The organism is Streptomyces sp. NPDC049040 (genome assembly GCF_043197715.1).
In the GTDB taxonomy this organism is placed as follows: domain Bacteria; phylum Actinomycetota; class Actinomycetes; order Streptomycetales; family Streptomycetaceae; genus Actinacidiphila.
On sequence record NZ_JBICTO010000015.1, the window covers coordinates 53332 to 74393 of the forward strand.

16 protein-coding genes are annotated in these 21062 nt (G+C 73.0%); 13 read left to right on the forward strand and 3 right to left on the reverse strand.

Features of this window, described 5'->3' with window-relative positions; genetic code table 11:
• Positions 1-264: 264 nt before the first annotated feature.
• From ACGFMP_RS28870 to ACGFMP_RS28900, 7 genes are all read left to right on the forward strand, one after another.
• Positions 265-1917 carry a xylosidase gene (locus ACGFMP_RS28870; RefSeq protein WP_393675963.1) on the forward strand — a complete coding sequence of 551 codons (1653 nt, stop codon included), beginning with the start codon at positions 265-267 and terminating at the stop codon, positions 1915-1917.
• 177 nt (positions 1918-2094) lie between these two features.
• Positions 2095-3684, forward strand: coding sequence for an MFS transporter (locus ACGFMP_RS28875; RefSeq protein ID WP_393675964.1), 1590 nt, complete (start codon positions 2095-2097; stop codon positions 3682-3684).
• Positions 3685-3793: 109 nt separating this feature from the next.
• Positions 3794-4960: an ABC transporter ATP-binding protein gene (locus ACGFMP_RS28880; RefSeq protein ID WP_393675965.1), complete on the forward strand. Its 1167-nt coding sequence runs from the start codon at positions 3794-3796 to the stop codon at positions 4958-4960.
• Positions 4957-5682 carry an ABC transporter permease gene (locus ACGFMP_RS28885; RefSeq protein ID WP_393675966.1) on the forward strand — a complete coding sequence of 242 codons (726 nt, stop codon included), beginning with the start codon at positions 4957-4959 and terminating at the stop codon, positions 5680-5682. Before ACGFMP_RS28880 ends, ACGFMP_RS28885 begins: the two co-directional genes overlap by 4 nt.
• Positions 5679-6347: an ABC transporter permease gene (locus ACGFMP_RS28890; RefSeq protein ID WP_393675967.1), complete on the forward strand. Its 669-nt coding sequence runs from the start codon at positions 5679-5681 to the stop codon at positions 6345-6347. The genes ACGFMP_RS28885 and ACGFMP_RS28890 overlap by 4 nt, the downstream gene beginning before the upstream one ends.
• A 277-nt stretch (positions 6348-6624) precedes the next feature.
• Positions 6625-7581 carry an ABC transporter substrate-binding protein gene (locus ACGFMP_RS28895; RefSeq protein WP_393675968.1) on the forward strand — a complete coding sequence of 319 codons (957 nt, stop codon included), beginning with the start codon at positions 6625-6627 and terminating at the stop codon, positions 7579-7581.
• 125 nt (positions 7582-7706) lie between these two features.
• The gene (locus ACGFMP_RS28900) at positions 7707-8363 is read left to right on the forward strand and encodes a PhzF family phenazine biosynthesis protein (protein ID WP_393675969.1); all 657 of its coding nucleotides are present in this window, start codon (positions 7707-7709) and stop codon (positions 8361-8363) included.
• Between the two features lie 34 nt (positions 8364-8397).
• Here ACGFMP_RS28900 and ACGFMP_RS28905 read toward each other — a convergent pair whose 3' ends face one another.
• Entirely contained in the window at positions 8398-8682 is a 285-nt protein-coding gene (locus ACGFMP_RS28905; RefSeq protein ID WP_393675970.1) for a dsRBD fold-containing protein, read from the reverse strand.
• A 227-nt stretch (positions 8683-8909) separates the two neighbouring features.
• Here ACGFMP_RS28905 and ACGFMP_RS28910 point away from each other — a divergent pair, with 227 nt between their 5' ends.
• Entirely contained in the window at positions 8910-10733 is a 1824-nt protein-coding gene (locus ACGFMP_RS28910; protein WP_393675971.1) for an alkyl/aryl-sulfatase, read from the forward strand.
• A gap of 135 nt (positions 10734-10868) precedes the next feature.
• On the opposite strand, the gene ACGFMP_RS28915 is transcribed toward ACGFMP_RS28910, so the two are convergent.
• Both ACGFMP_RS28915 and ACGFMP_RS28920 read right to left on the reverse strand, forming a co-directional pair.
• Positions 10869-11360, reverse strand: coding sequence for a peptidylprolyl isomerase (locus tag ACGFMP_RS28915; RefSeq protein ID WP_393675972.1), 492 nt, complete (start codon positions 11358-11360; stop codon positions 10869-10871).
• A gap of 62 nt (positions 11361-11422) precedes the next feature.
• Positions 11423-12835 (reverse strand): PLP-dependent aminotransferase family protein, encoded by a 1413-nt coding sequence (locus ACGFMP_RS28920; RefSeq protein ID WP_393675973.1) that lies wholly within the window; start codon positions 12833-12835, stop codon positions 11423-11425.
• Positions 12836-12882: 47 nt separating this feature from the next.
• On the opposite strand from ACGFMP_RS28920, the gene ACGFMP_RS28925 reads away from it, so the two are divergent.
• The 5 genes from ACGFMP_RS28925 (at position 12883) to ACGFMP_RS28945 (ending at position 21059) form a co-directional block, all read left to right on the forward strand.
• Positions 12883-14214 (forward strand): MFS transporter, encoded by a 1332-nt coding sequence (locus tag ACGFMP_RS28925; protein WP_393675974.1) that lies wholly within the window; start codon positions 12883-12885, stop codon positions 14212-14214.
• 535 nt (positions 14215-14749) lie between these two features.
• Entirely contained in the window at positions 14750-14956 is a 207-nt protein-coding gene (locus tag ACGFMP_RS28930) for a type A2 lantipeptide (protein WP_393675975.1), read from the forward strand.
• A gap of 73 nt (positions 14957-15029) precedes the next feature.
• Positions 15030-15830: a hypothetical protein gene (locus ACGFMP_RS28935; protein ID WP_393675976.1), complete on the forward strand. Its 801-nt coding sequence runs from the start codon at positions 15030-15032 to the stop codon at positions 15828-15830.
• A gap of 107 nt (positions 15831-15937) precedes the next feature.
• Positions 15938-18064: an NHLP family bacteriocin export ABC transporter peptidase/permease/ATPase subunit gene (locus tag ACGFMP_RS28940; protein WP_393675977.1), complete on the forward strand. Its 2127-nt coding sequence runs from the start codon at positions 15938-15940 to the stop codon at positions 18062-18064.
• 130 nt (positions 18065-18194) lie between these two features.
• On the forward strand, positions 18195-21059 hold the full coding sequence (locus ACGFMP_RS28945; protein ID WP_393676049.1) for an NHLP bacteriocin export ABC transporter permease/ATPase subunit: 2865 nt from the start codon (positions 18195-18197) through the stop codon (positions 21057-21059).
• The last annotated feature ends 3 nt before the right edge of the window (positions 21060-21062 follow it).

Below are 21062 nucleotides of genomic sequence, written 5' to 3' on the forward strand. Positions count from 1 at the left end.
AGCAGTTGAATCCCTGCGTACCTGAAACCGCGCTTTCGGAAGTGCTCAGCGTGGTGCGTGTCATGGGACTGCGCGCACCTCCCCCCACCGCAAATCAGCCCGAAACAAGCGGATTCCACCGCGACCGTGGCGCGCTGCGCCACGGTCGCGCGCGGGGCACTGGGTTCACCTGTTGAAGTTGAAGATGTAAGCAGCAGGTTCCGTGCGCTCAGTCCACCGTCGCGCCCGGCCGACCTCGCCGTGCGCCGCCGTTCGGAGACAGCCATGTCAGTCACGCGTCGTACGTTCATCGGCACCGCAGCGGGCGGGGCCGCCGCCGCGGCCCTGGGCACGCTCAGCGCCGCCCCCACCGCGTCGGCGGCCAGCGGGCCAGGCGATGTGGTCGGCAAGATCACGGTCGGGTATCAGGGGTGGTTTGCGTGCATCGGTGACGGTGCGCCCATCAATGCGTGGTGGCACTGGAGTGCCAACGCCGGCCTGGCCCCCTCGCCGTCGAACACCACGATCGTGGCGTGGCCGGACGTGCGCGAGTACACCAGGACCTACCCCACCGGATACGCCGCGCTGGGCAACGGGCAGCCCGCGACGCTGTTCTCGTCCTACGACCAGCAGACCGTCGACACGCAGTTCCTGTGGATGCAGCAGAACAACATCGACACCGCCGCCCTGCAGCGCTTCAACCCCACCGGCGGCGAGGGCCCCACCCGCGACGCGATGACCGCCAAGGTCCGCACCGCCGCAGAAGCCCACGGCCGTAAGTTCTACATCATGTACGACGTCTCGGACTGGACGACCATGCAGTCCGACATCAAGACCGACTGGACCAACAAGATGAAGGCGTACACCGCCTCACCCGCCTACGCCACCCAGAACGGCAAGCCGGTGGTGTGCATCTGGGGCTTCGGCTTCGCCGACAACCAGCGCCCCTTCACCCCCGCCGCCTGCCTGGACGTCCTGAACTGGTTCAAGGCACAGGGCTGCTACGTCATCGGCGGCGTGCCCACCTGGTGGCGCACCGGCGACCGCGACTCCCGCCCCGGCTTCTCCGACGTCTACCACGGCTTCCACATGCTCAGCCCCTGGATGGTCGGCCGCATCGGCAACACCGCCGACGCCGACAACTTCTACAACACGGCCACCGTGCCCGACATGGCCGAATGCGCCGCCCACGGCATCGACTACCAGCCCTGCGTCCTGCCCGGCTCGGTCACCGGACGCCAGCGCGCCCACGGCGACTTCATGTGGCGGCAGTTCTACAACATGTGCCGCGCCGGCGTCCAAGGCATCTACATCTCCATGTTCGACGAGTACAACGAAGGCAACCAGATCGCCAAGACCGCCGAATCCCAAGCCTTCGTCCCCACCAACTCCGGCTTCCTCGCCCTCGACGAAGACGGCACCGCCTGCTCCTCCGACTACTACCTCCGCCTCACCGGCGACGGCGGCCGCATGCTCAAAGGCCAGATCGCCCTCACCCCCACCCGCCCCACCAAACCCACCCTGGGCTCGTCCGGCGGGCCGACCACGGTGGTGAGCCTGCGGGCCCGCGCCAACGGCCGCTACGTCACCGCTGACAACGGCGGCGCGTCACCGCTGATCGCCAACCGCACCTCGGTCGGCCCGTGGGAGCAGTTCGACCTGCTCGACCAGGGCGGCGGCACCGTCGCACTGCGGGCCCACGCCAACAGCCTCTACGTCTGCGCCGGCAACGCGGGCGCCTCGCCGCTGATCGCCAACCGCACCGCACCGGGCGCCTGGGAGACCTTCCAGCTCGTCCACAATTCCAACGGCAGCGTCAGCCTCAAGGCCCAGGTCAACGGGTTGTACGTCACCACGGAGAACGCCGGCGCCGCGGCCCTGGTCGCCAACAGGGCCACCATCGGCGGCTGGGAGCAGTTCGACCTCACCACCGGCTGAGGTCCGCTCCCGGCGGGCGCGGCGCAGCGGTGAGGCGGGCGACGGGGCATCCGGGCACGGCATCCGGGTGAACCGCCCGCCCGTCGGGTGGCGCGACGCCCGCGACTGGCAGAACGTGGTGGCAATCGCGCCCCGCGGCTGATCGCGGGGCGTGGCCGCGACCTGCCGAGGAGAGCCATGACCGCCGCTGCGAGGACCGGTGGTGGATCGCGGAACCTGGTGCTGGCGGCGATGATCTTCGCGGTCTCGATGACCTTCATCGACCAGACCATCGTCTCCATCGCGGTACCCGACATCCAGCGGGAGCTGGGGCTGTCGAGCACCGGAGTGCAGTGGGCGGTCAACGCCTACCTGCTGACGCTGGCCGCGCTCTTCGCCTACGGCGGCCGGCTGGCCGACATCGCGGGGCACCGCAAGGTGGTGGTGATCGGGGTGGTGGTCTTCGCCTGCGCCTCGCTGCTGTGCGGCCTGACCCCGAAGGGCGGTGCGGCGCAGGCCTGGATCGTCGCCTTCCGCGCGGTCCAGGGCGCCGGCGGCGCCGTCATGTTCCCCGCGGCGCTCGGGATCGTGGTGCAGACTTTCGCGCTGCGGGAGCGCGGCAGGGCGCTGGCCCTCTTCTTCGGGATCGCCGGCGGCCTCACCGCGATCGGGCCGATCCTCGGCGGCTACCTCACCGAGTGGACCTGGCGGGCCATCTTCTGGGTCAACATCCCCGTCGCGGCGATCGCCCTGGTGCTGATCGCCGTCTCCAAGCCGGTCACCGAGCACCGGCCTGCGCCGATGGACCACCGCGGCCTGGTCCTGATCGCCGCCGGGGTGACGCTCAGCGTGTTCGGCTTCCAGCAGGCCGAGATCTGGGGCTGGGGCAATCCCGGGATCGGTGTCGCGATCGGCGCCGGGGTACTGCTGCTGGTGGCCTTCGTGCTGGTCGAACTGCGCACGCGCGAGCCGCTGATGCAGGTGCGGATCTTCCGCAACCGGGCCTTCCGCTTCGAGAACGCCGTGCTGGGCATCGCCATGCTCACCTTCGTCCCGGTCTTCTTCTTCGTCAGCGAGTACGCGCAGATCGCGCTCGGCAAGACCGCCTCGGAGGCGGGCCTGTACCTGCTGTACTTCTTCCTCGGCTTCGTCGTCGCCTCGCAGATCGGCGGGCGGATGCTGGACAGCCGCGGCGCCAAGCGCCCGGTGGTGCTCGGCTGCGCACTGGCGGCACTCGGTTTCCTGCTGTGGGCAGGCGAGGTGACCGACCTGGACTTCTCCGACCAGGTCTGGGAGGTGATCCTGGCCGGCGCAGGCATGGGCATGATGCTCAGCCCCGCCAGCACCGACGCGGTCAACCGCGCCTCCCGGCTGTCGTACGGCGAGGCCACCGGCATCACGCAGACCGTACGCAACTACGCCGCCTCGCTCGGTCTCGCGGTGCTCGGCACCATCTCGGTCACCGAATTCCGCAACCACCTGCGGCAGTCGCTGACCGCCCGCGGCGTGCCGGCCCCGCAGGCCGCGGAGCAGGCCCGGCACATGGCGCAGGCGAACTCCACGCAGAGCGGCGGGAGTCCGATCCCCGCCTTCGTCCGGATGGACTTCGCCGAGGCCACCCGCACGGTCCTCTACTGCATGGCCGGGGTCATGGCGGTGGCCGCGGTGGTGGCCTTCCTCGGTTTGGAGGCGGGGCTCCAGCCCGAGGTCCCGCAGGACGGAGCGGAGGCCGGCGGCGGGGCCGGGAGCGGGGCCGTAAACCGGCAGCCGGCACCTCCCGGCAGGTGAGGCCATGAACGCTCGCGGCAGCCGCGGTCTAAACTCTCCTGGCACCGGCCTGTTCGATGGTGACCGGAGACAGGCCGTCCATGCCCGATCCCGAGGGGTATTCGGCACTTTGATACAGATAGAGTCAGTTACGAAGCGATACCCCGACGGCACGACAGCGGTCGACGACCTGTCGCTGGAGATCCCGGACGGCTCGATCACCGTACTGGTAGGACCGTCGGGATGCGGGAAGACGACGACTTTGCGCATGATCAACCGGATGGTCGAGCCGACGTCGGGGCGCATCCTGCTGGACGGCTCGGACATCAAGGCGCAGCCGGTCAACGCGCTGCGCCGGTCGATGGGCTATGTCATCCAGAACGCCGGCCTCTTCCAGCACCGCACGATCGTGGACAACATCGCGACCGTGCCGCGCCTGCTGGGCTGGGACCGCCGCAAGGCGAGGGAGCGGGCCAGGGAGCTGATGGGGCGGGTCGGCCTCGACGAGGCACTGGCCAAGCGCTATCCCTACCAGCTCTCCGGCGGGCAGCAGCAGCGGGTCGGGGTGGCCAGGGCGCTCGCCGCCGATCCGCCGGTGCTGCTGATGGACGAGCCCTTCTCCGCGGTCGACCCGATCGTCCGAAAGAGCCTCCAGGGCGAACTGCTCCGCATCCAGCAGGAGCTGGGCAAGACGATCGTCTTCGTCACCCACGACATCGACGAGGCCATCCGGATCGGCGACATGGTCGCGGTGATGCGCACCGGCGGCCGGCTGGCCCAGTTCGCACCGCCCGACGAGCTGCTCAGCTCGCCCGCCGACGAGTTCGTCGAGGACTTCCTCGGCACCGACCGGGGCATCAGGCGGCTGTCGTTCTTCCCCTCCACCGGCCTGCGGCTCACCATGGAGCCGGTCGTCCCGGTGGACGCCGACGCGCAGCGGATCGCGCGCGGCACCGCGGCCGGGGCGCCTTACCTGCTGCTCGCCGACGCCGGGGGCAAGCCGCTCGGCTGGGTGGAGCCGAAGGACGCCGCGGGCGGCGCCGACAAGGTCCCCGCGGGCCGGCTGCTGCCCTACGGGCGCCCGTTCGCGGCCGGGAAGGAGTCGCTGCGGGACGCGCTGGACTGCGCGGTGCTCTCCCCGACCGGGTGGGCGGTCGCCGTGGACGGCGAGGGGAAGGTGGCGGGTGTGGTCTCCCAGGAGGCGATCGGCGCCGCCATCCGCAGCGCGCACGCCGGGCAGCAGGACGGCGGCGGCGCAGACCCGGTGCCGACCACCAAGGCCGGGGCGGCCACATGAGCGGCACGGGCTTCTTCGACATTCCCAGCGACCTCCAGCACTCCTATCTCGGCCTGGTCGGGATCCATGTGGAGGAGGCGCTGATCCCGGTGGCGCTCGGATTGGCCGTGGCCCTGCCGCTGGGCCAGCTGTGCGTCCGCTTCCGGTGGCTGTATCCGCCGGTGCTCTGGATCACCACCGTGCTGTACGCGATCCCGTCGCTGGCCTTCTTCGTCTTCCTCATCGACTACACCGGAGCGACGAGGACCACCGTGATGATCCCGCTGACCCTCTACAGCCTGGTGCTGCTGGTCCCGGCCATCGTCGACGGCATCAGAGCGGTACCGCAGGAGACGATCTCGGCGGCCACCGCGATGGGGCTCGGCCCCATGCGGCGCTACCTCCAGGTGCAACTGCCCATCGCGGTGCCCGCGGTCATCGCGGGCCTGCGGGTGGCCGTGGCCTCCAGCGTCTCGCTGGTGAGCGTCGGCGCGCTGATCGGCAACCAGGGCGCGCTGGGCAACCTGCTCCAGGACGCCAACCTCTACCACCGCTCCAACCTGGCGGTGAACTCGGTGGTGACCACCGCCCTGCTCGCCGTCCTGCTGGACATCGCGCTGGTGCTGCTGCGGATGGCGCTGACCCCGTGGATGCCGCGCAGCGCCGGCGCCGCACGCCGTGCGGCGCGCCGCGCGGCGGTCGAACCCGCAGCCCGGCCCGCCCTGGAGGACAGCGCCGTATGAGTCTCTTCCAGTTCATCAGCGATTTCTTCCGGGACAACGCGCACTGGCACGGCGAGTACGGGATCCCGCACCGGTTGCTCGAACATGTGGAGTACTCGGTCATGGCGCTCGCGATGGCTGCGGGCATCGCGCTGCCGGTGGGCCTGGTCACCGGCCACACCGGGCGCGGCGGCAACGCGCTGGCGCTGATCGCCACGGCGGCCAGGGCGCTGCCCAGCTACGGGCTGCTGGTACTGATGTTCTTCTGGCTGGGGCTCGGGCTCACCCCGGTGATGATCCCGCTGGTCGCGCTGGCCATACCCCCGGTCCTGGTGACCACCTACGAGGCGATGCGCTCCGTGGACCCCGCTCCGGTCGACGCGGCGCGCGGTATGGGCATGGGGCCGGCCGCGGTGCTCTTCCAGGTCGAACTGCCGGTCGCGCTGCCGCTGATCCTCAGCGGGCTGCGGTCCGCGGCGATCCAGGTCGTCTCGACGACCGCCATCGCCGCGATCGTCTCGCTCGGCGGCCTCGGACGCTTCGTCATCGACGGTCTCAACCAGCGCAACTACCAGATCGTGGTCGGCGGGGCAACGCTGACAGCGGCTCTCGCGGTGTCCATGATCGGGGTGTTCTGGCTGATCGGCCGGCTGGTCGTCTCCCCCGGTGTACGGGGCGGCCGCTGAACCGTACGACGGGACGTCAGGCCGGATTCCGCCCCTTCGGGGGCGGTGTCCGGCGTACCCGCGGGAACGGACATCGTGCTTCGCCGGCGGCGCCCATCGATGCCAATCGGTGACCAAGACGGGCTTGACTGGGTTTGAGCCCGCTGGATTGGATCAGTTGACGTACGGAACCGATGTTCCGATGACCGCAGAACGCCATCCGAACCATCAGCCCCCGGAAGCGGGAATAGTGATTTCACAGACGCAGAGCACCTCCACTGGCCCTCGACACCTGCGGGTGGCGGCGATCGTCATCGCCGCCACCACGGCCGCGGCGCTCCTCGCGGGCTGTTCCGACTCGTCCGACTCCTCGTCGTCCCCGTCCTCGTCCGGCAGCGCCAAGGGTCCCAAGGACCCGCTGGCCGCGGCTCCTGCGAGCGGCGACACCGTGGTGGTCGGGTCCAACAACTTCGCCGAGAGCGTCCTGCTCATGGACATCTACGGCGAGGCGCTCAAGGCCAAGGGCATCAAGGTCGGCTACAAGCCGGACATCGGCAGCCGGGAGATCACCTACGGGCTGGTCAAGAACGGCTCCCTGACGGTGCTGCCCGAGTACAACGGATCGCTGCTCGCGTACCTCGACAAGTCCGCGCCGGCCCCGGCCTCGGCGGAGGCCGCCACCGCGGCGATCAAGGCGAAGCTCGACCCCAAGCTGACCATGCTCGACCCGGCCGCGGCCGAGGACAAGGACTCCCTCACGGTCAACGCGGCGACCGCGGCGAAATACCACCTGACGTCGCAGTCGACCATCGCCGACCTGGCGAAGGTCGGTTCCGACATCGCCATCGGCGGCTCCTCGGAGTTCCAGACCCGGCAGCAGGGCCTGGTAGGTCTCAAGTCGCAGTACGGCCTGGTGCCCAAGTCGTTCAAGACGCTCGACGCGGGCGGTCCGCTCACGGTCGCCGCGCTGAAGAACAACAACGTGCAGGCCGCCGATGTGTTCAGCACCGACGCTTCGGTGGCGCGGGAGAAGTTCGTAGTCCTCCAGGACCCGAAGAAGCTGTTCGGCTTCGCCAACGTCCAGCCGATGGTGTCCAAGACCGGGCTGTCGCCCGAGGGTGTGGCCGCACTGAACGCGGTGTCGGCCAAGCTCGACACGAAGGCGCTGCTCGACATGGACGACCAGGTGCAGAACCAGAAGAAGGACCCGCTCGACGTCGCCCAGGCCTGGCTGAAGTCGGTCGGCCTCGGCTGACCTGACGCCGGTGTGCCGGGTGCGGACTGCCCCTGCGGGCGGTCCGCGCCCGGTGGGTCCGCCGGACCGTGCTCCGGCTGCCACTGGCTGCGGCGGGTGACGGCCGGGCGTGGTTGACTGCCCCGGTGACCGACTACGACGTACTGCGTGTCTTCTGCGGGGCAGGCGGCCGCCACGGCAACGAACTCGCCGTCGTACGGGACGGGTCCGCCGTGGCCGACCAGGGCGAGCGCCGAGTGCTCGCCGGGAAGCTGGGGTTCAGCGAGACCGTCTTCGTCGACGACCCCGAGCGCGGCGCCATCGACATCCACACGCCCACGCTGCGGCTGCCCTTCGCCGGGCACCCGTGCGTGGGGACCGGCTGGCTGCTCGACCTTCCCGAACTCGTCACGCCCGCGGGCGTGGTGGGCGTGCGGTTCGACGGCGAGTTCACCTGGATCGAGGCGAGGGCCGACTGGGCGCCGCCGCGCACCCTGCGGCAGTACGCGTCGGCCGGTGAGGTCGACGCGCTGCCCCTGCCGCCGCCCGGCGAGTGGACCTACGCCTGGGCATGGCAGGACAAGGCGGCGGGCCGTATCAGGGCCAGGGCCTTCCCCGGCCGCGACGACGGCATCGACGAGGACGAGGCCACCGGGGCCGCCGCCCTGCTGCTCACCCACCGGCTCGGACGCGCGCTCAACATCGCCCAGGGCCTCGGCTCGCAGATCCTGACCGCACCGCACCCGGACGGCTTGATCGAGGTGGGCGGCCGGGTCGTGCTGGACGGCCAGGAGTCCATCTGAGGGGCGTCCCGCGATCCCCGGCGTGCGGCCGCGGTCAGCCGGCCTTGGCCGACTTGGCGTTGGCCGCCGCGTCCTCGGTCGCCTCGTGGAGCATCTGCCTGCCCAATTCCAGCAGGGCGCGGCCTGCGGCGTACTCGTCGCCTATACCGGGCACCGGCGGATCCTCCGGGTTGCGCTGGGCGGTGGTGCGGGTGCGCAGGGTGCGTTCGCCGGTGTCGAGCGCGGCCTGCACCGAGGTCGCGTCCTGGCTCTCCTCGGCGATCTCCAGATTCAGCGTCCAGGTCTTCGTGCGCGGCCGCGCCGCGGTTTCCTGCTGCATCACAAGCCGTCCGTTCCCGTACGCGTGTCGAGCGGATGCCGGACCACGGCGTACGCGACCGCGTTCGCGGCGCCGGGCTCACTTCGTGCCGGTACCGCGTCCGGCCCCCTTACGATCAACACCTGCCCGGTGCGATACCAGGCAAACACCGGCATAACGCCCCGGCCGATCGGGACACCGAGGGGACAAAGCGGAGTAATTCCTCCATATCGTCATACCCTTCCCGCATGACGGAACTCGCCTACGACGACACGCAGGACTTCGAGAACGCCGACCGCGGCTTCGTCGCCGCGCCCACCGTGCCACAGGTGACCGACGCCGCAGGCGCCGTCGTGTGGGACACCCAGGCCTACGGCTTCCTCGAGGCCGACTGCCCGCCGAGCGCCCACCCCAGCCTGTGGCGCCAGGGCAGGCTGTGCGCGCGGGCGGGCCTGTACCGGGTGACGGAGGGGATCTACCAGGTAAGGGGCCTCGACCTGTCCAACATGACCCTGGTCGAGGGCAATCACGGAGTCCTCGTCATCGACCCGCTGATCTCGGTCGAGACCGCGGCCGCCGCGCTGGCGCTGTATCAGGAGCACCGCGGGCGGCGCCCGGTGAGCGGTCTGATCTACACCCACTCGCACGGCGACCACTTCGGCGGCTCCCGCGCGATCGTCCCGCACGGCAGCGAGGGCGGCATCCCGGTACTGGCACCGGAGGGCTTCCTCGAACAGGCCGTGGCGGAGAACGTCTACGCCGGCGGCGCGATGTCCCGGCGCGCGGTCTACATGTACGGCACGGGACTCCCCAAGGGGCCCAGGGGCCAGATCGGGGTGGGGCTCGGCACCACCACCTCCACCGGCACGATCAGCCTGGTGCGGCCGACCATCGACGTCACCCACACCGGGCAGGAGGAGACGATCGACGGGGTCAGGATCATCTTCCAGCTCACCCCGGGCACCGAGGCGCCCGCCGAGATGAACATCCTCTTCCCCGGCCACCGGGCCCTGTGCGTGGCGGAGAACGCGACCCACACCCTGCACAACATCCTGACGCTGCGCGGCGCGGTCGTCCGCGACGCGCGCGTCTGGGCGCACTACCTCAACGAGGTCATGGACTTCTCCGCGGGGCAGGCCGACGTCGCCTTCGCCTCGCACCACTGGCCCACCTGGGGTGAAGACGCGATCACCGGCCTGCTCACCGGACAGCGGGACCTGTACGCGTATCTGCACGACCAGACGCTGCGGCTGCTCAACCGCGGCCTGACGGGTGCGGAGATCGCCGAGGAGATGGTCCTGCCGCCGGCGCTGGAGCGCAGCTGGCCGGCCCGCGGCTACTACGGCTCGGTGTCCCACAACGTCAAGGCGATCTACCAGCGCTACATGGGCTGGTTCGACGGCAACCCCGCCCATCTGTGGGAGCACCCGCCGGTGGCGACGGCCCGGCGCCACACCGACGACTACGGCGGCATCGAGGCGATCACCGCCCGCGGCCTGGAGTACGCCGCCGCGGGCGACCTGCGCTTCGCCGCCACCCTGCTCAACCACGCCGTCTTCGCCCACCCGGACGACGCGGCCGCCCGCGAAGCCCTCGCGTCCGTCTACGACCGGCTCGGGCACGGCGCGGAGAACGGCACCTGGCGCAACTTCTACCTCACCGGCGCAGCGGAGTTGCGCGGCAGCGTCGGCGAGGTCCCCATGGACCCGGGCAACCCCGAGGTGGCGATGGCCCTGACCGTCGGGCAGCTCATCGACTCCCTGGCCGTCCGCGTCGACGGCCCGCGCGCCTGGGACAGCGACCTGACCATCGACTGGCACCTCACCGACGAGGGCCACACCTGGCGGCTGACCCTGTCCAACGGCGCGCTGACCCACCGCACCGTCCCGGCCGACCGCCCCCGCCCCGCCGCCCCGGACCTGGCGATGACGCTGACCAGGCCGCAACTGCTCGCCGCCCTCGACGGCCGCGGCCTCGACGGCATCGCCACCGAGGGCGACCCCGCGGCGCTCGACCGGCTGCTGTCCCTGCTCGACACGCCCGACCCGGACTTCCCGATCGTCACCCCCTGACGGCGTCTCCCCGGTACTCCCCCGGCGTGCGGCCGCGCCCCGCAACGCGTGCAGGGTCCTCGCGGGCTGACGCCTGCGAGGACCCTGCACGGTGCCGGGGCCGCCGGGCGGCAGCCAGGCAGCGGATCCGGAAGGTTATTCGACGATGCCGGACGCGGTGATGACCACCTTGGAGGAGGGCTTGCCGCTGCGGGAGCCCTTGCCCTCGATCAGCCTGACCAGGTCCTGGCCCTCGACGACCTCGCCGAAGACGACGTGCTTGCCGTCGAGCCAGTCGGTGACGACGGTGGTGACGAAGAACTGCGAGCCGTTGGAGTTCGGTCCGGCGTTCGCCATCGACAGCAGGAACGGACGGTCGTGCTTGAGCTGGAAGTTCTCGTCCTTGAACTTCTCGCCGTAGATGCTCTTGCCGCCACGCCCGTCACCCGAGGTGAAGTCGCCGCCCTGGAGCATGAATTCCGGGATGATCCGGTGGAAGGCGGAGCCCGCGTAACCGAAGCCGTGCTCGCCGGTGGCCAGCTCACGGAAGTTCCTGGCGGTCTCGGGCACCACGTCGTCGAACAGCCGGAAGACGATACGTCCGGCCGGGGCATCGTCGACGGAGATGTCGAAGTACACATTGTTCATGGGCCCCATCCTTGCACCCCTGCGGTCGCGGACCGCGCCCCGGGGCCGTCTTACGCGCCGTGTCAGGCCAGCAGGCCGCCGATCGAGGCGATGCCGGCGGTGATCGCCCGCTCGCCGACATTGCCGAAGCCGAGGACCAGCCGGGGCGGCCGCAGGGCGCGCACGGAGCTGTTCTCGCTCATGCCGTGCAGGCCGACACCGCGGGCGAGGGCCGCACCGACCACGGCCTGCTCGTCGGCGTCCGCCGGCAGGTGCGCGACGGCGTGGAAGCCTGCCGCCAGGCCGCTGAGGCCCACCCGCGGCGCGTGCGCGGCGAGCGCGTCGGCCAGGGCCTCGCGCCGCCCGGCGTACAGCGCCCGCATCCTGCGCAGGTGCCGGTCGTAGCGGCCCGACTCGATCAGCCGGGCCAGCGCGAGCTGGTCGAGGGTGGGCGAGCCGCGGTCTTCCAACTGCTTGCAGGCGGCGACCCGGTGGGCGAGCGCGGGCGGGCACAGCAGCCAGCCGATGCGCAGCGCCGGTGCCAGCGACTTGCTGACGGTGCCGATCGCCACGACCCGGTCGGCCGCGAGGCCCTGGACGGCGCCGACCGGTTCGCGGTCGTAGCGGAATTCGGCGTCGTAGTCGTCCTCGATGACGTACGCGTCGTGCCGCGCGGCCCATTCGACCAGGGCCAGCCGCCGCCGGGCGGCCATCACGACACCGGTGGGCCACTGGTGCGCGGGGGTGACGAGGACGGCGCGGGCGCCGGTGGCAGCCAGCGCGCCGACGTCGATGCCGTGCTCGTCGACGGGTACGGGGACGGTCCGCATGCCCGCGTGCGCGGCCGCGGCGGCGGTCATGACGGGCGCGCCGGGGTCCTCGTGGGCAAGGGTGCGGATGCCCGCTGCGGCCAGGGCGCGCAGTACCAGGACCAGGCCCTGCGCGTAGCCGGAGCAGACGACGGTGTGCTCGGGGTCGGCCGCTGCCGCCCTGACCCGGCGCTGGTATCCGGCGATCACCTCGCGCAGGTGCGCGTCCCCGCGGGGGTCGCCGTAGTCGAGGGCAGCGGTGGGCATGGCGCGGGCGGCCTCGCGTGTCGCCCACAGCCAGTCGGCCATCGGGAAGGAGGCGAGGTCGGGGACGCCGGCCTTGAAGTCGGCCAGCAGCCGCGGGGCGTCCTGGTCGGCCGTGCGCGGCGCGGGCGCCGCTCGGGGCGGCGGGCACGCGCCGGCAGCGACGGAGGTGGCGGCGCCGACCCGGGAGTCGAGGTAGCCCTCGGCTCTGAGCTGGGCGTAGGCGTCCTGGACCAGGCCCCGGGACAGGCCGAGCCTGCGGGCGAGTTCACGCGAGGACGGCAGCCGTTCGCCGACGTCCAGGCGGCCGTCGCGGATCGCGTCCCTGAGCCGGTCCTCCAGCTGGGCGCGCAGCGGCCGGGGACCGTCCCTGTCGAGGGTGAGCAGCAGCTCGGGCGAGAGACCGGACCACTCCAGCGGCATGGAAATGGAGCTTACCGGGGGGCCGGCCGGCTCGTAGCGTCGTGGCCATGACCACTTCACCGCGCGTCAGGACCCCCGTCGCCGCCCTTCCTGCCACCCGCCCGCCGCTGGTCACCAGACCGCTGATGCTGCGCCTGGTCACCGTGGTCGGCGCGTCCGCGAGCTTCTTCCTGCTGCTGTCGGTCGTGCCGCTGTACGCCACCGCTTCGGGCGGGGACGCGGGCCTGGCGACCGGGGCGCTGATGCTCGCCACGGTGTGCGGGGAGCTCGCCACCCCGCGGCTGGTCGCCCGGCACGGATACCGGCGGGCGCTGGCCGCGGGGCTCGTGCTGCTGGGCGCTCCCGCCCTGCTGGTGACCGTGTCGGGGAGCATGGCCTGGATCGTGGCGGTGTGCTCGCTGCGCGGCATGGGCTTCGCCCTGACGGTGGTGGCCGGCGGCGCGCTGACCGCGTCGCTGATCCCGGCGGAGCGCCGCGGCGAGGGCCTGGCCCTGACCGGGCTGGTGTCGGGGGTGCCCTCGCTGCTGGCGCTGCCGCTGGGTGTCTGGCTGGCCGGCCGGGTCGGCTACCTGCCGGTGTGCGTCGCGGGCGGGCTGCCTGCGCTGGTGGCGGTGGTGGCGGTGGTTGGCCTTCCCGGCCGCGGACCGGCCGCGGGCGGTGCGGATGACCAGGGCGGTGCTGCCGTCGCCGCGGGGCGGCCGGTCCCGCCGCAGCCGGGCGACGGGCCGGGCGCGGCAGCCGGCGCGCGGGCCTGGCGGCCGGGGAGGCGTTCGGCCGTACGGCGGTCGTGGCGGCGGCTGACGTCCGGCCGATCGAGGGCCGGGGCGCCAGGGGGCGTCGTGGCCGGGCTGCGGGACGGCGCGCTGGTACGGCCGGCCGCCGTCTTCACGGTCACCGCGCTGGGGGCCGGGATCGTGGTCACCTTCCTGCCGCTCGCCGTACCCGCGGCGGCGTCCGGTGTGCTGGCCGCGGCGCTCTTCGTCCAGCCGGCCGCTTCGACCGCGGCCCGGTGGTTCGCGGGACGCGCCGGGGACCGGTACGGCGCGGGCCGGCTCGTGCTGCCCGGGCTGCTGCTGTCGGCGGCGGGCCTGCTGCTCACCGCGGCGACCGGCAGCACGGCCGCGGTGCTGTGCGGGGTCACGGTCTTCGGCGCCGGCTTCGGGGTGATGCAGAACGCGACGCTGTCACTCATGTACGCGCGGGTGTCAGCCGCCGGCTACGGCACGGTGAGCGCGCTGTGGAACGTCGGCTACGACGCCGGGATGGGTGCGGGCGCGGTCGGCTTCGGCGGCCTGGCCGCGCTGACCGGCTACCCGGGGGCCTTCGCGCTGACCGCCGCCGCGATGCTGCTGCCGCTCGGCCTCGCCCGGCGCCCGTGACGGCGCGCCGCGGACACCGGTGGCACGGCGCCCGGGCGGGATGGGCGGTAATCGCCGGATGTACGACATCGGGGCACATCCCCTGATCTCCCGCCCGTCTGCCGACGTGACCGCAGGAATACCGTTATCTGCGGGAGCGCACAGCACGGGCGCATACTCTGCACACACACCCGCCGTATCTCCCGGCATTCCGGTTTCCCGGCCGCCGGCACGCAGGTGTGTTCGAGCGGAATGTGCCGGAGCTTCCGCAGGACCGCCGCTGTGCGAATTCCTGGGGGCAAACGGTGTGAAGAATTCGTCACCGTCCCGTGCCGACTGCCGCCACACCGCACCCACCTGCGCCGACCTGCCGATCCCGGGGTGGCTCAGGCGGCTTCGATGTGCTTGCATCGTGCGCCGAGCGGGAGTTGAAAGAACACCCTCCGGAATTCCGGGCGTCGGATGGGCCGTCGATTCGGCCTGCCCGGTTCTCACCGCCCGCCCGGTTCGACAATGTTTTCGAAGCATTCCGGTACAACGAAGGGACGATGCACTCATGCGCAAGGATTCCACCCCCAGGGTCGAGACCCGCGAGATTTCCGACAGCGAGCTCGACACCATCTCAGGCGGCATTCTCGGCCCGGTGCTCGACACCGTGTGGACGGTCGACGCGATGCTGCCGACCGTCTCCGACGTCACGGGTCTTGCCACCTCGGCGGCAGGCGTGAACGTGGCGCCGCTGACCGGTCTCGCCGGTCTCTGAGCGCATTCGCGACCGACCGTGGACCCCGGGGCCTGACAGCCCGGGGTCCACGGGGCTGTCAGGGAGGACTTCGGTGGAATTCCGGCAGAAAGCGCTGTCCAGGCTCCGTTCGCCAGAGGAACTGGACCTGCCGGTGCGGTTCGCCCGGCCGCAGGGCCTGCTGGCGCTGACCGTGGCGGTGGTCGTCCTGGCCGGCGCGGGGGTGTGGGCGGTGGGCGGCTCCGTGTCGTCCCGCACGACGGTGCCCGGGGTGCTCACCCGCGGCGCGGGAGGCTACGTGCTGCAGAGCCCGCTGGCGGGCCAGGTGGTGCGGGTACGGGCCAGGGTCGGCGACCTGCTCGCGGCCGGAGCGCCGTTGCTCGACGTGCGCACCGCGCAGGGGGTGCAGCAGGTGCGCATGGTCGCGGCGGGGCGGGTGACCGCGCTGCCGGCCGGGATCGGCACGGTGATCGGCGCCGGCAGCGAGGTGGCGGACCTGGAGCGGGCCGAGCGGGCGAGCGACCCGCTGGAGGTGGTGCTCTATCCGGCCGCCGGGACGCCGGTGCCGGTCGGCGCCGCGGTGGAGCTGACCGTGCAGTCGGTGCCCGCCGGGCGGTACGGCGTGCTGCGCGGCACGGTCACCGAGGTGGGCCGCGAGCCGCAGAGCCCGCAGCAGATCGCCGGATTCCTCGGCGACGCCCGGCTCGGCGCGGCCTTCGCCGCCCACGGTGCGCCGCTGGCCGTCACGGTGCGGCTGCGGCGCGACCCCGGCACGGCCACCGGCTACCGCTGGTCCTCGCGCGGCGGCCCGCCGTACCCGCTTGCGTCGCTGACGCCGGTCAGCGGTTCCGTGCTGCTGCCCGCGCAGCGCCCTCTCGACTGGCTGCTGCCGTGACGGCCCGCCACACCGGCCGACCGGCCGCGCCCGCCACGGGCCGGCACCGCCCCGGGCGCGGCCCGCGCCCCGGCCGCCGCCGGGCGCGTACGCCCGGGGTGTTGCAGATGGAGGCGGTGGAGTGCGGCGCCGCGGCCCTGGCGATGGTCCTCGGCCACCACGGGCGCCATGTGCCGCTCGAAGAGCTGCGGGTGGCCTGCGGGGTGTCCAGGGACGGCTCACGGGCCGGCAACCTGCTCAAGGCCGCGCGCACCTACGGTCTGCGGGCCGGGGGCTTGCAGGCGGAGCCCGCCGCCCTGGCCGAACTGCCGCTGCCCGCCGTGCTGTTCTGGGAGTTCAACCACTATGTCGTCTACGAGGGCCCCGGCCGGTGGCCGGGGCGGCGCGGGGCGTACCTCAACGACCCGGCGCGCGGCCGCCGTTTCGTGTCGCCCGAGGAGCTCGACGCCGGGTTCACCGGTGTGGTGCTGACCTTCGAGCCGGACGCCGGCTTCGTCAGGGCCGGGCGCAGGCCCGGGGTGGTCCGCGGGCTGCCTGCCCGGTTGCGCGGCACGTCGGGCACCATGTCGGCCGCGATGCTCGCCAGCCTGCTGCTGGTCGTGGTGGGCGCGGCGGCGCCCGCGCTGAGCCGGACCTACATCGACTCCTTCCTGCTCGGCGGCGGGCCGGCCCTGCTGGGCACGCTGTTCACGGCGATGGCCGTGGTGCTGGGGCTCACCGCGGTGCTGACCTGGGTGCAGCAGGCGAACCTGCTGCACGGGCGGGTGGTGTCCTCGACTCTGGGCAGCGCGCGCTTCATGCGGCATCTGCTGCGGTTGCCGGTGCGCTTCTTCGCCCAGCGCAGCCCCGCCGACCTGGTGCAGCGGTTGCAGTCCAACGACACGGTCGCGCAGACCCTGGCCAGAGACCTGGCGGCGGCCGGGGTGGACGCGGTGGTGGTGCTGCTCTACGCGGCGCTGCTGTGGACGTACGACCGGGAGCTGACGGCCCTCGGCGTGCTGATCGCGCTGCTGAACGTGGCGGCGATGCGGATCGTGGTGCGGCTGCGGGCCACCGGCACCCGCAAGCTGCGCGCCGACACCGCCCGCCTGACCAACACCTCCTACAGCGGGCTCCAGTTGATCGAGACGATGAAGGCCACCGGTGCCGAGGACGGCTACTTCCGCCGGTGGGCCGGGCAGCACGCGGCAACCCTGGACGGCAGGCAGCGGCTCGGCGTGCCCGGTGCGGCGCTCGCGGTCGTCGCCCCCTCGCTCGCCGCGCTCAACAGCGCGCTGATCCTGCTGGTCGGCGGCCAGCGGGCGGTCGAAGGCCGGATCTCGGTCGGCCTGCTGGTCGCCTTCCAGGCGCTGGTGACCGGCTTCACCGCACCCGTCACCCGGCTCAGCGCGGTCGCCGGGCGGGCGCAGGACCTCGCCGCGGACCTCGCCAGGCTCAGGGACGTGGAGGGCTTCCCCGTCGACCCGGTCCACTCCCCCGGCCGCGGCGCGGTGCGCGCAGGCGACGCGCGCCGGCTCACCGGGCACGTGTCGCTCGAGGACGTCACCTTCGGCTACAGCCCGCTCGACCCGCCCCTGCTCACCGGCTTCTCGCTCGCGGTGGGCCCCGGCCGCCAGGTCGCGCTGGTCGGCGGCTCCGGCAGCGGCAAGTCGACGGTGTCCCGGCTGGTGTCGGGGCTGTACGAGCCGTCGCGCGGCACGGTGCGCATCGACGGGCGGCGCCTCGCGGATCTGCCGCGCAGCACCCTGGCGGCGTCGGTGGCCTTCGTCGACCAGGACGTCTTCCTCTTCGAGGGCACCGTCCGCGACAACGTGGCGCTGTGGGACCCGTCCGTCCCCGACGAGGCGGTGACCGCCGCGCTCGCGGACGCGGCGGTCCTCGACGTGGTCTCCAGGCGCCCCGGCGGCATCCGCTGCCGGGTGGAGCAGGACGGCCGCAACTTCTCCGGCGGGCAGCGGCAGCGCCTGGAGATCGCCCGGGCCCTGGTCCGCGATCCCGCGGTGCTGGTGCTCGACGAGGTGACCAGCGCGCTCGACGCGGAGACCGAGCGGTTGATCATCGACAACCTGCGGCGCCGCGGCTGCGCCCGGGTGGTCGTCGCGCACCGGCTGAGCACGGTGCGCGACAGCGACGAGATCGTCGTGCTGGACCGCGGCGCGATCGTCGAACGCGGCCGCCACGAGACCCTGGTGGCGGCGGGCGGCCCGTACGCGGATCTGGTGAGGGAGCACTGACGTGACGCAGCCGCCCGGTCCCTTCCCCGCGCCGACCGCCCAGGGCTCCGGCCCGGTGCCGCATCAACCGTACGGGAGCGCGCCGCTGCCCGCGGCCGACGGCCCCGCCAGAGACCGGCGGGACGGCCCGCTGCCGCCGCACTCGGCCGCCTACGGCGGCGGGGATCCCGTCGTCGCGGCGCTCGGCGGGCTCGGCGAGGCGGTCGACTGCGCCGGGGCGCGCAGCCTGGCGCTGGCCGGGCCGGAGACGCTGTGGCTGGTGACGGCCGGGGCGGTGGACCTCTTCGCGGTCGGCGGCGACGGCCAGGGCCGCTGGCACCACCTCGGGCGCCTGGAGGCGGGAACCGCGGTGCTCGGCCCCGCGCACGGTCCGCACCACTCCCTGGTCGGCAGGCCGCTGCCGGGGTGCGGGCTGCGGCGGATCGCGCTGCGCGAGCTGTTCGCCGGCCCGCAAGCCCCGCCGTACCCCCACTCCCTGGCGCAACCCCGGCAGGAGCCATACCCGCAGCAGTACGCCGATCCGTACGCGGCGGGCGGTCCGCCGCTGAGCGTGCTGGAGGAGGCCTTCGCGCTCGGTGTCGGGCGCGGGCTGCGGCTGATGTTCGAGGCCCGGGTCGACGGCCGGCCCGCCACCGGGTCGCCGTCCGCGCAGGACGACATCCGGTGGGTGCCGGTCGAACCGGGCAGCGTGCGGCTGGGCGCCGACTTCGACCGGGAGTCGGCCGGCCGGCTGCTGGTCGACGGGGCGATGTGGCAGCGCATGGTCAGGCAGCAGTCGCGGCTGCTGCTCTCGCTCGGCCGCTGGATCGAGCAGGTGGAGCACGCCCACGAGGAGCGGGCGGCGGCCGGGACCCGGGCCGGCGAGGCGGCGGGCGCCCGGGCGGAGCGGCTGCTGCTGGCGGCGCTCGACCGGCCGGGCCGTGACTCCGGCGGCGACGGCGACGCCACCTTGGCGGTCTGCCGGCTGGTCGCGGCGGCGAGCGGCATCACGGTCGCCGAGCCGGCCGGCGCCGAAACGGGCACCCGGCTGGGGGCGGTGGAGCACATCGCCGTCGCCTCGGGCTTCCGCACCCGCGAGGTGGCGCTCGGCGGGCGCTGGTGGCGGACGGACGCAGGACCGCTGGTGGGCCGCACGGCGGCGTCCGGCGCACCGGTCGCGCTGCTGTGGCGGCGCGGCGGCTACCGTGCGGTCGATCCGGTGGCCGGCCGCACCACCCGGGTCGGCCCGGTGAACGCCGCCGGATTCGCCCCGCAGGCCGTCATGTTCCACCGCCCGCTGCCGCAGCGCGCGGTCTCCGCCCGCGGGCTGCTGCGCTTCGGGCTGCGCGGCACCGCGGCGGACCTGGTCCGGCTGCTGGCCGGCAGCCTGGTCGCGGTCGGCCTCGGCGCGCTGGTGCCGCTCGCCACCGGGCGCATCCTGGGCAGTTACGTCCCCCAGGGCGAGAACGGGCTCATCGTGCAGGCCGCGCTCGCGGTGGTGGCCGCCACGGTGGTGTCCGCGGCCTTCATGCTGGTGCAGAACATCGCGGTGCTGCGGCTCGAAGGCCGGATCGAGGCCACCTTGCAACCGGCCGTGTGGGACCGGCTGCTGCGGCTGCCCACCGGCTTCTTCGCGCACCGTTCCACCGGGGAGCTGGCGAGCGCCGCCATGGGGGTCAGCGCGATCCGCCGGGTGCTGTCGGGCACCACGTCGGTGGCCATCCAGTCCGGCACGGTCGCCGTGGTCAACCTGGTCCTGCTGCTCTGCTACAGCGTCCCGCTCGCCCTGGCCGCACTCGGCATGCTGGCCGCCGTCGGCGCGGTGCTGCTGGCCGCGGGGCTGGCCCAACTGCGCTGGCAGCGGCAACTGGTGGAGCTGGGCAACCGGTTGAACAACCAGGCGTTCCAGACCCTCAGGGGGCTGCCGAAGCTGCGGGTGGCGGCGGCGGAGAGCTTCGCGTACGCCGCCTGGGCCGCGGACTTCGCCCGCAGCCGCGAACTCCAGCGCAGGGCGGGCCGGGCCGGCAACGTGGCGAGCGTCGTCAACGCGGTCTACCTGCCGCTGTGCACGCTCGCGGTCTTCATGCTGCTCGCGGGCCCGGCGCGCGGCAGCCTGTCGGCGGCCGGCTTCCTGACCTTCAACTCGGCGGCCACGATGATGCTCTCCTCGACCGGGCAGCTCACCGGGGCGCTGCTGTCGGCCGTCTCCGTGCTGCCGATGGCCGAGCAGTTGCGTCCGGTGCTCGCGGCGACCCCCGAGGTGCCGGCCGGCAGCGTCCGGCCCGGCGCGCTGTCCGGCGCGATCGAGGCCGTCGCGGTGTCCTACCGCTATCCGGGCGAGGGGCCGCTGGTGCTCGACGAGGTGTCGCTGCGGGTGGCGCCCGGCGAGTTCGTGGCCGTCGTCGGGCCGAGCGGGTGCGGCAAGTCGACGCTGCTGCGGCTGCTGATCGGCTTCGACGACCCCGTGTCGGGCAGCGTCCGCTACGACGGCCAGGACCTGGCCGCGCTGGACCGGGCTGCGGTCCGCAGGCAGTGCGGGGTGGTGCTCCAGCACGCGCAGCCCTTCACCGGCTCGATCCTCGACTGCATCCGCGGCGCCGGTTCCTACACCCAGGAGGAGGCCTGGCAGGCCGCCACGATGGCCGGGCTCGCCGAGGACATCGCGGCGATGCCGATGGGCATGCACACGGTGCTGCCGGACGGCGGCGCGGCGGTGTCCGGCGGGCAGCGGCAACGGCTGATGATCGCGCAGGCGCTGATCCGCCGCCCGCGGATCCTCTTCCTCGACGAGGCGACCAGTGCGCTCGACAACGCCACCCAGCGCACCGTGATCGACAGCACCCGGGCTCTGCGGGCCACCCGGATCGTGGTCGCGCACCGGCTGTCCACGGTGCTGGACGCCGACCGGGTGGTGGTGATGGACGCGGGCCGTATCGTCCAGCAGGGACCGCCGCAGGAGCTGCTGGCCGACGCCGGGGGGCCGTTCCACGCGCTCGTCCGCCGCCAGACGCTCTGAGGC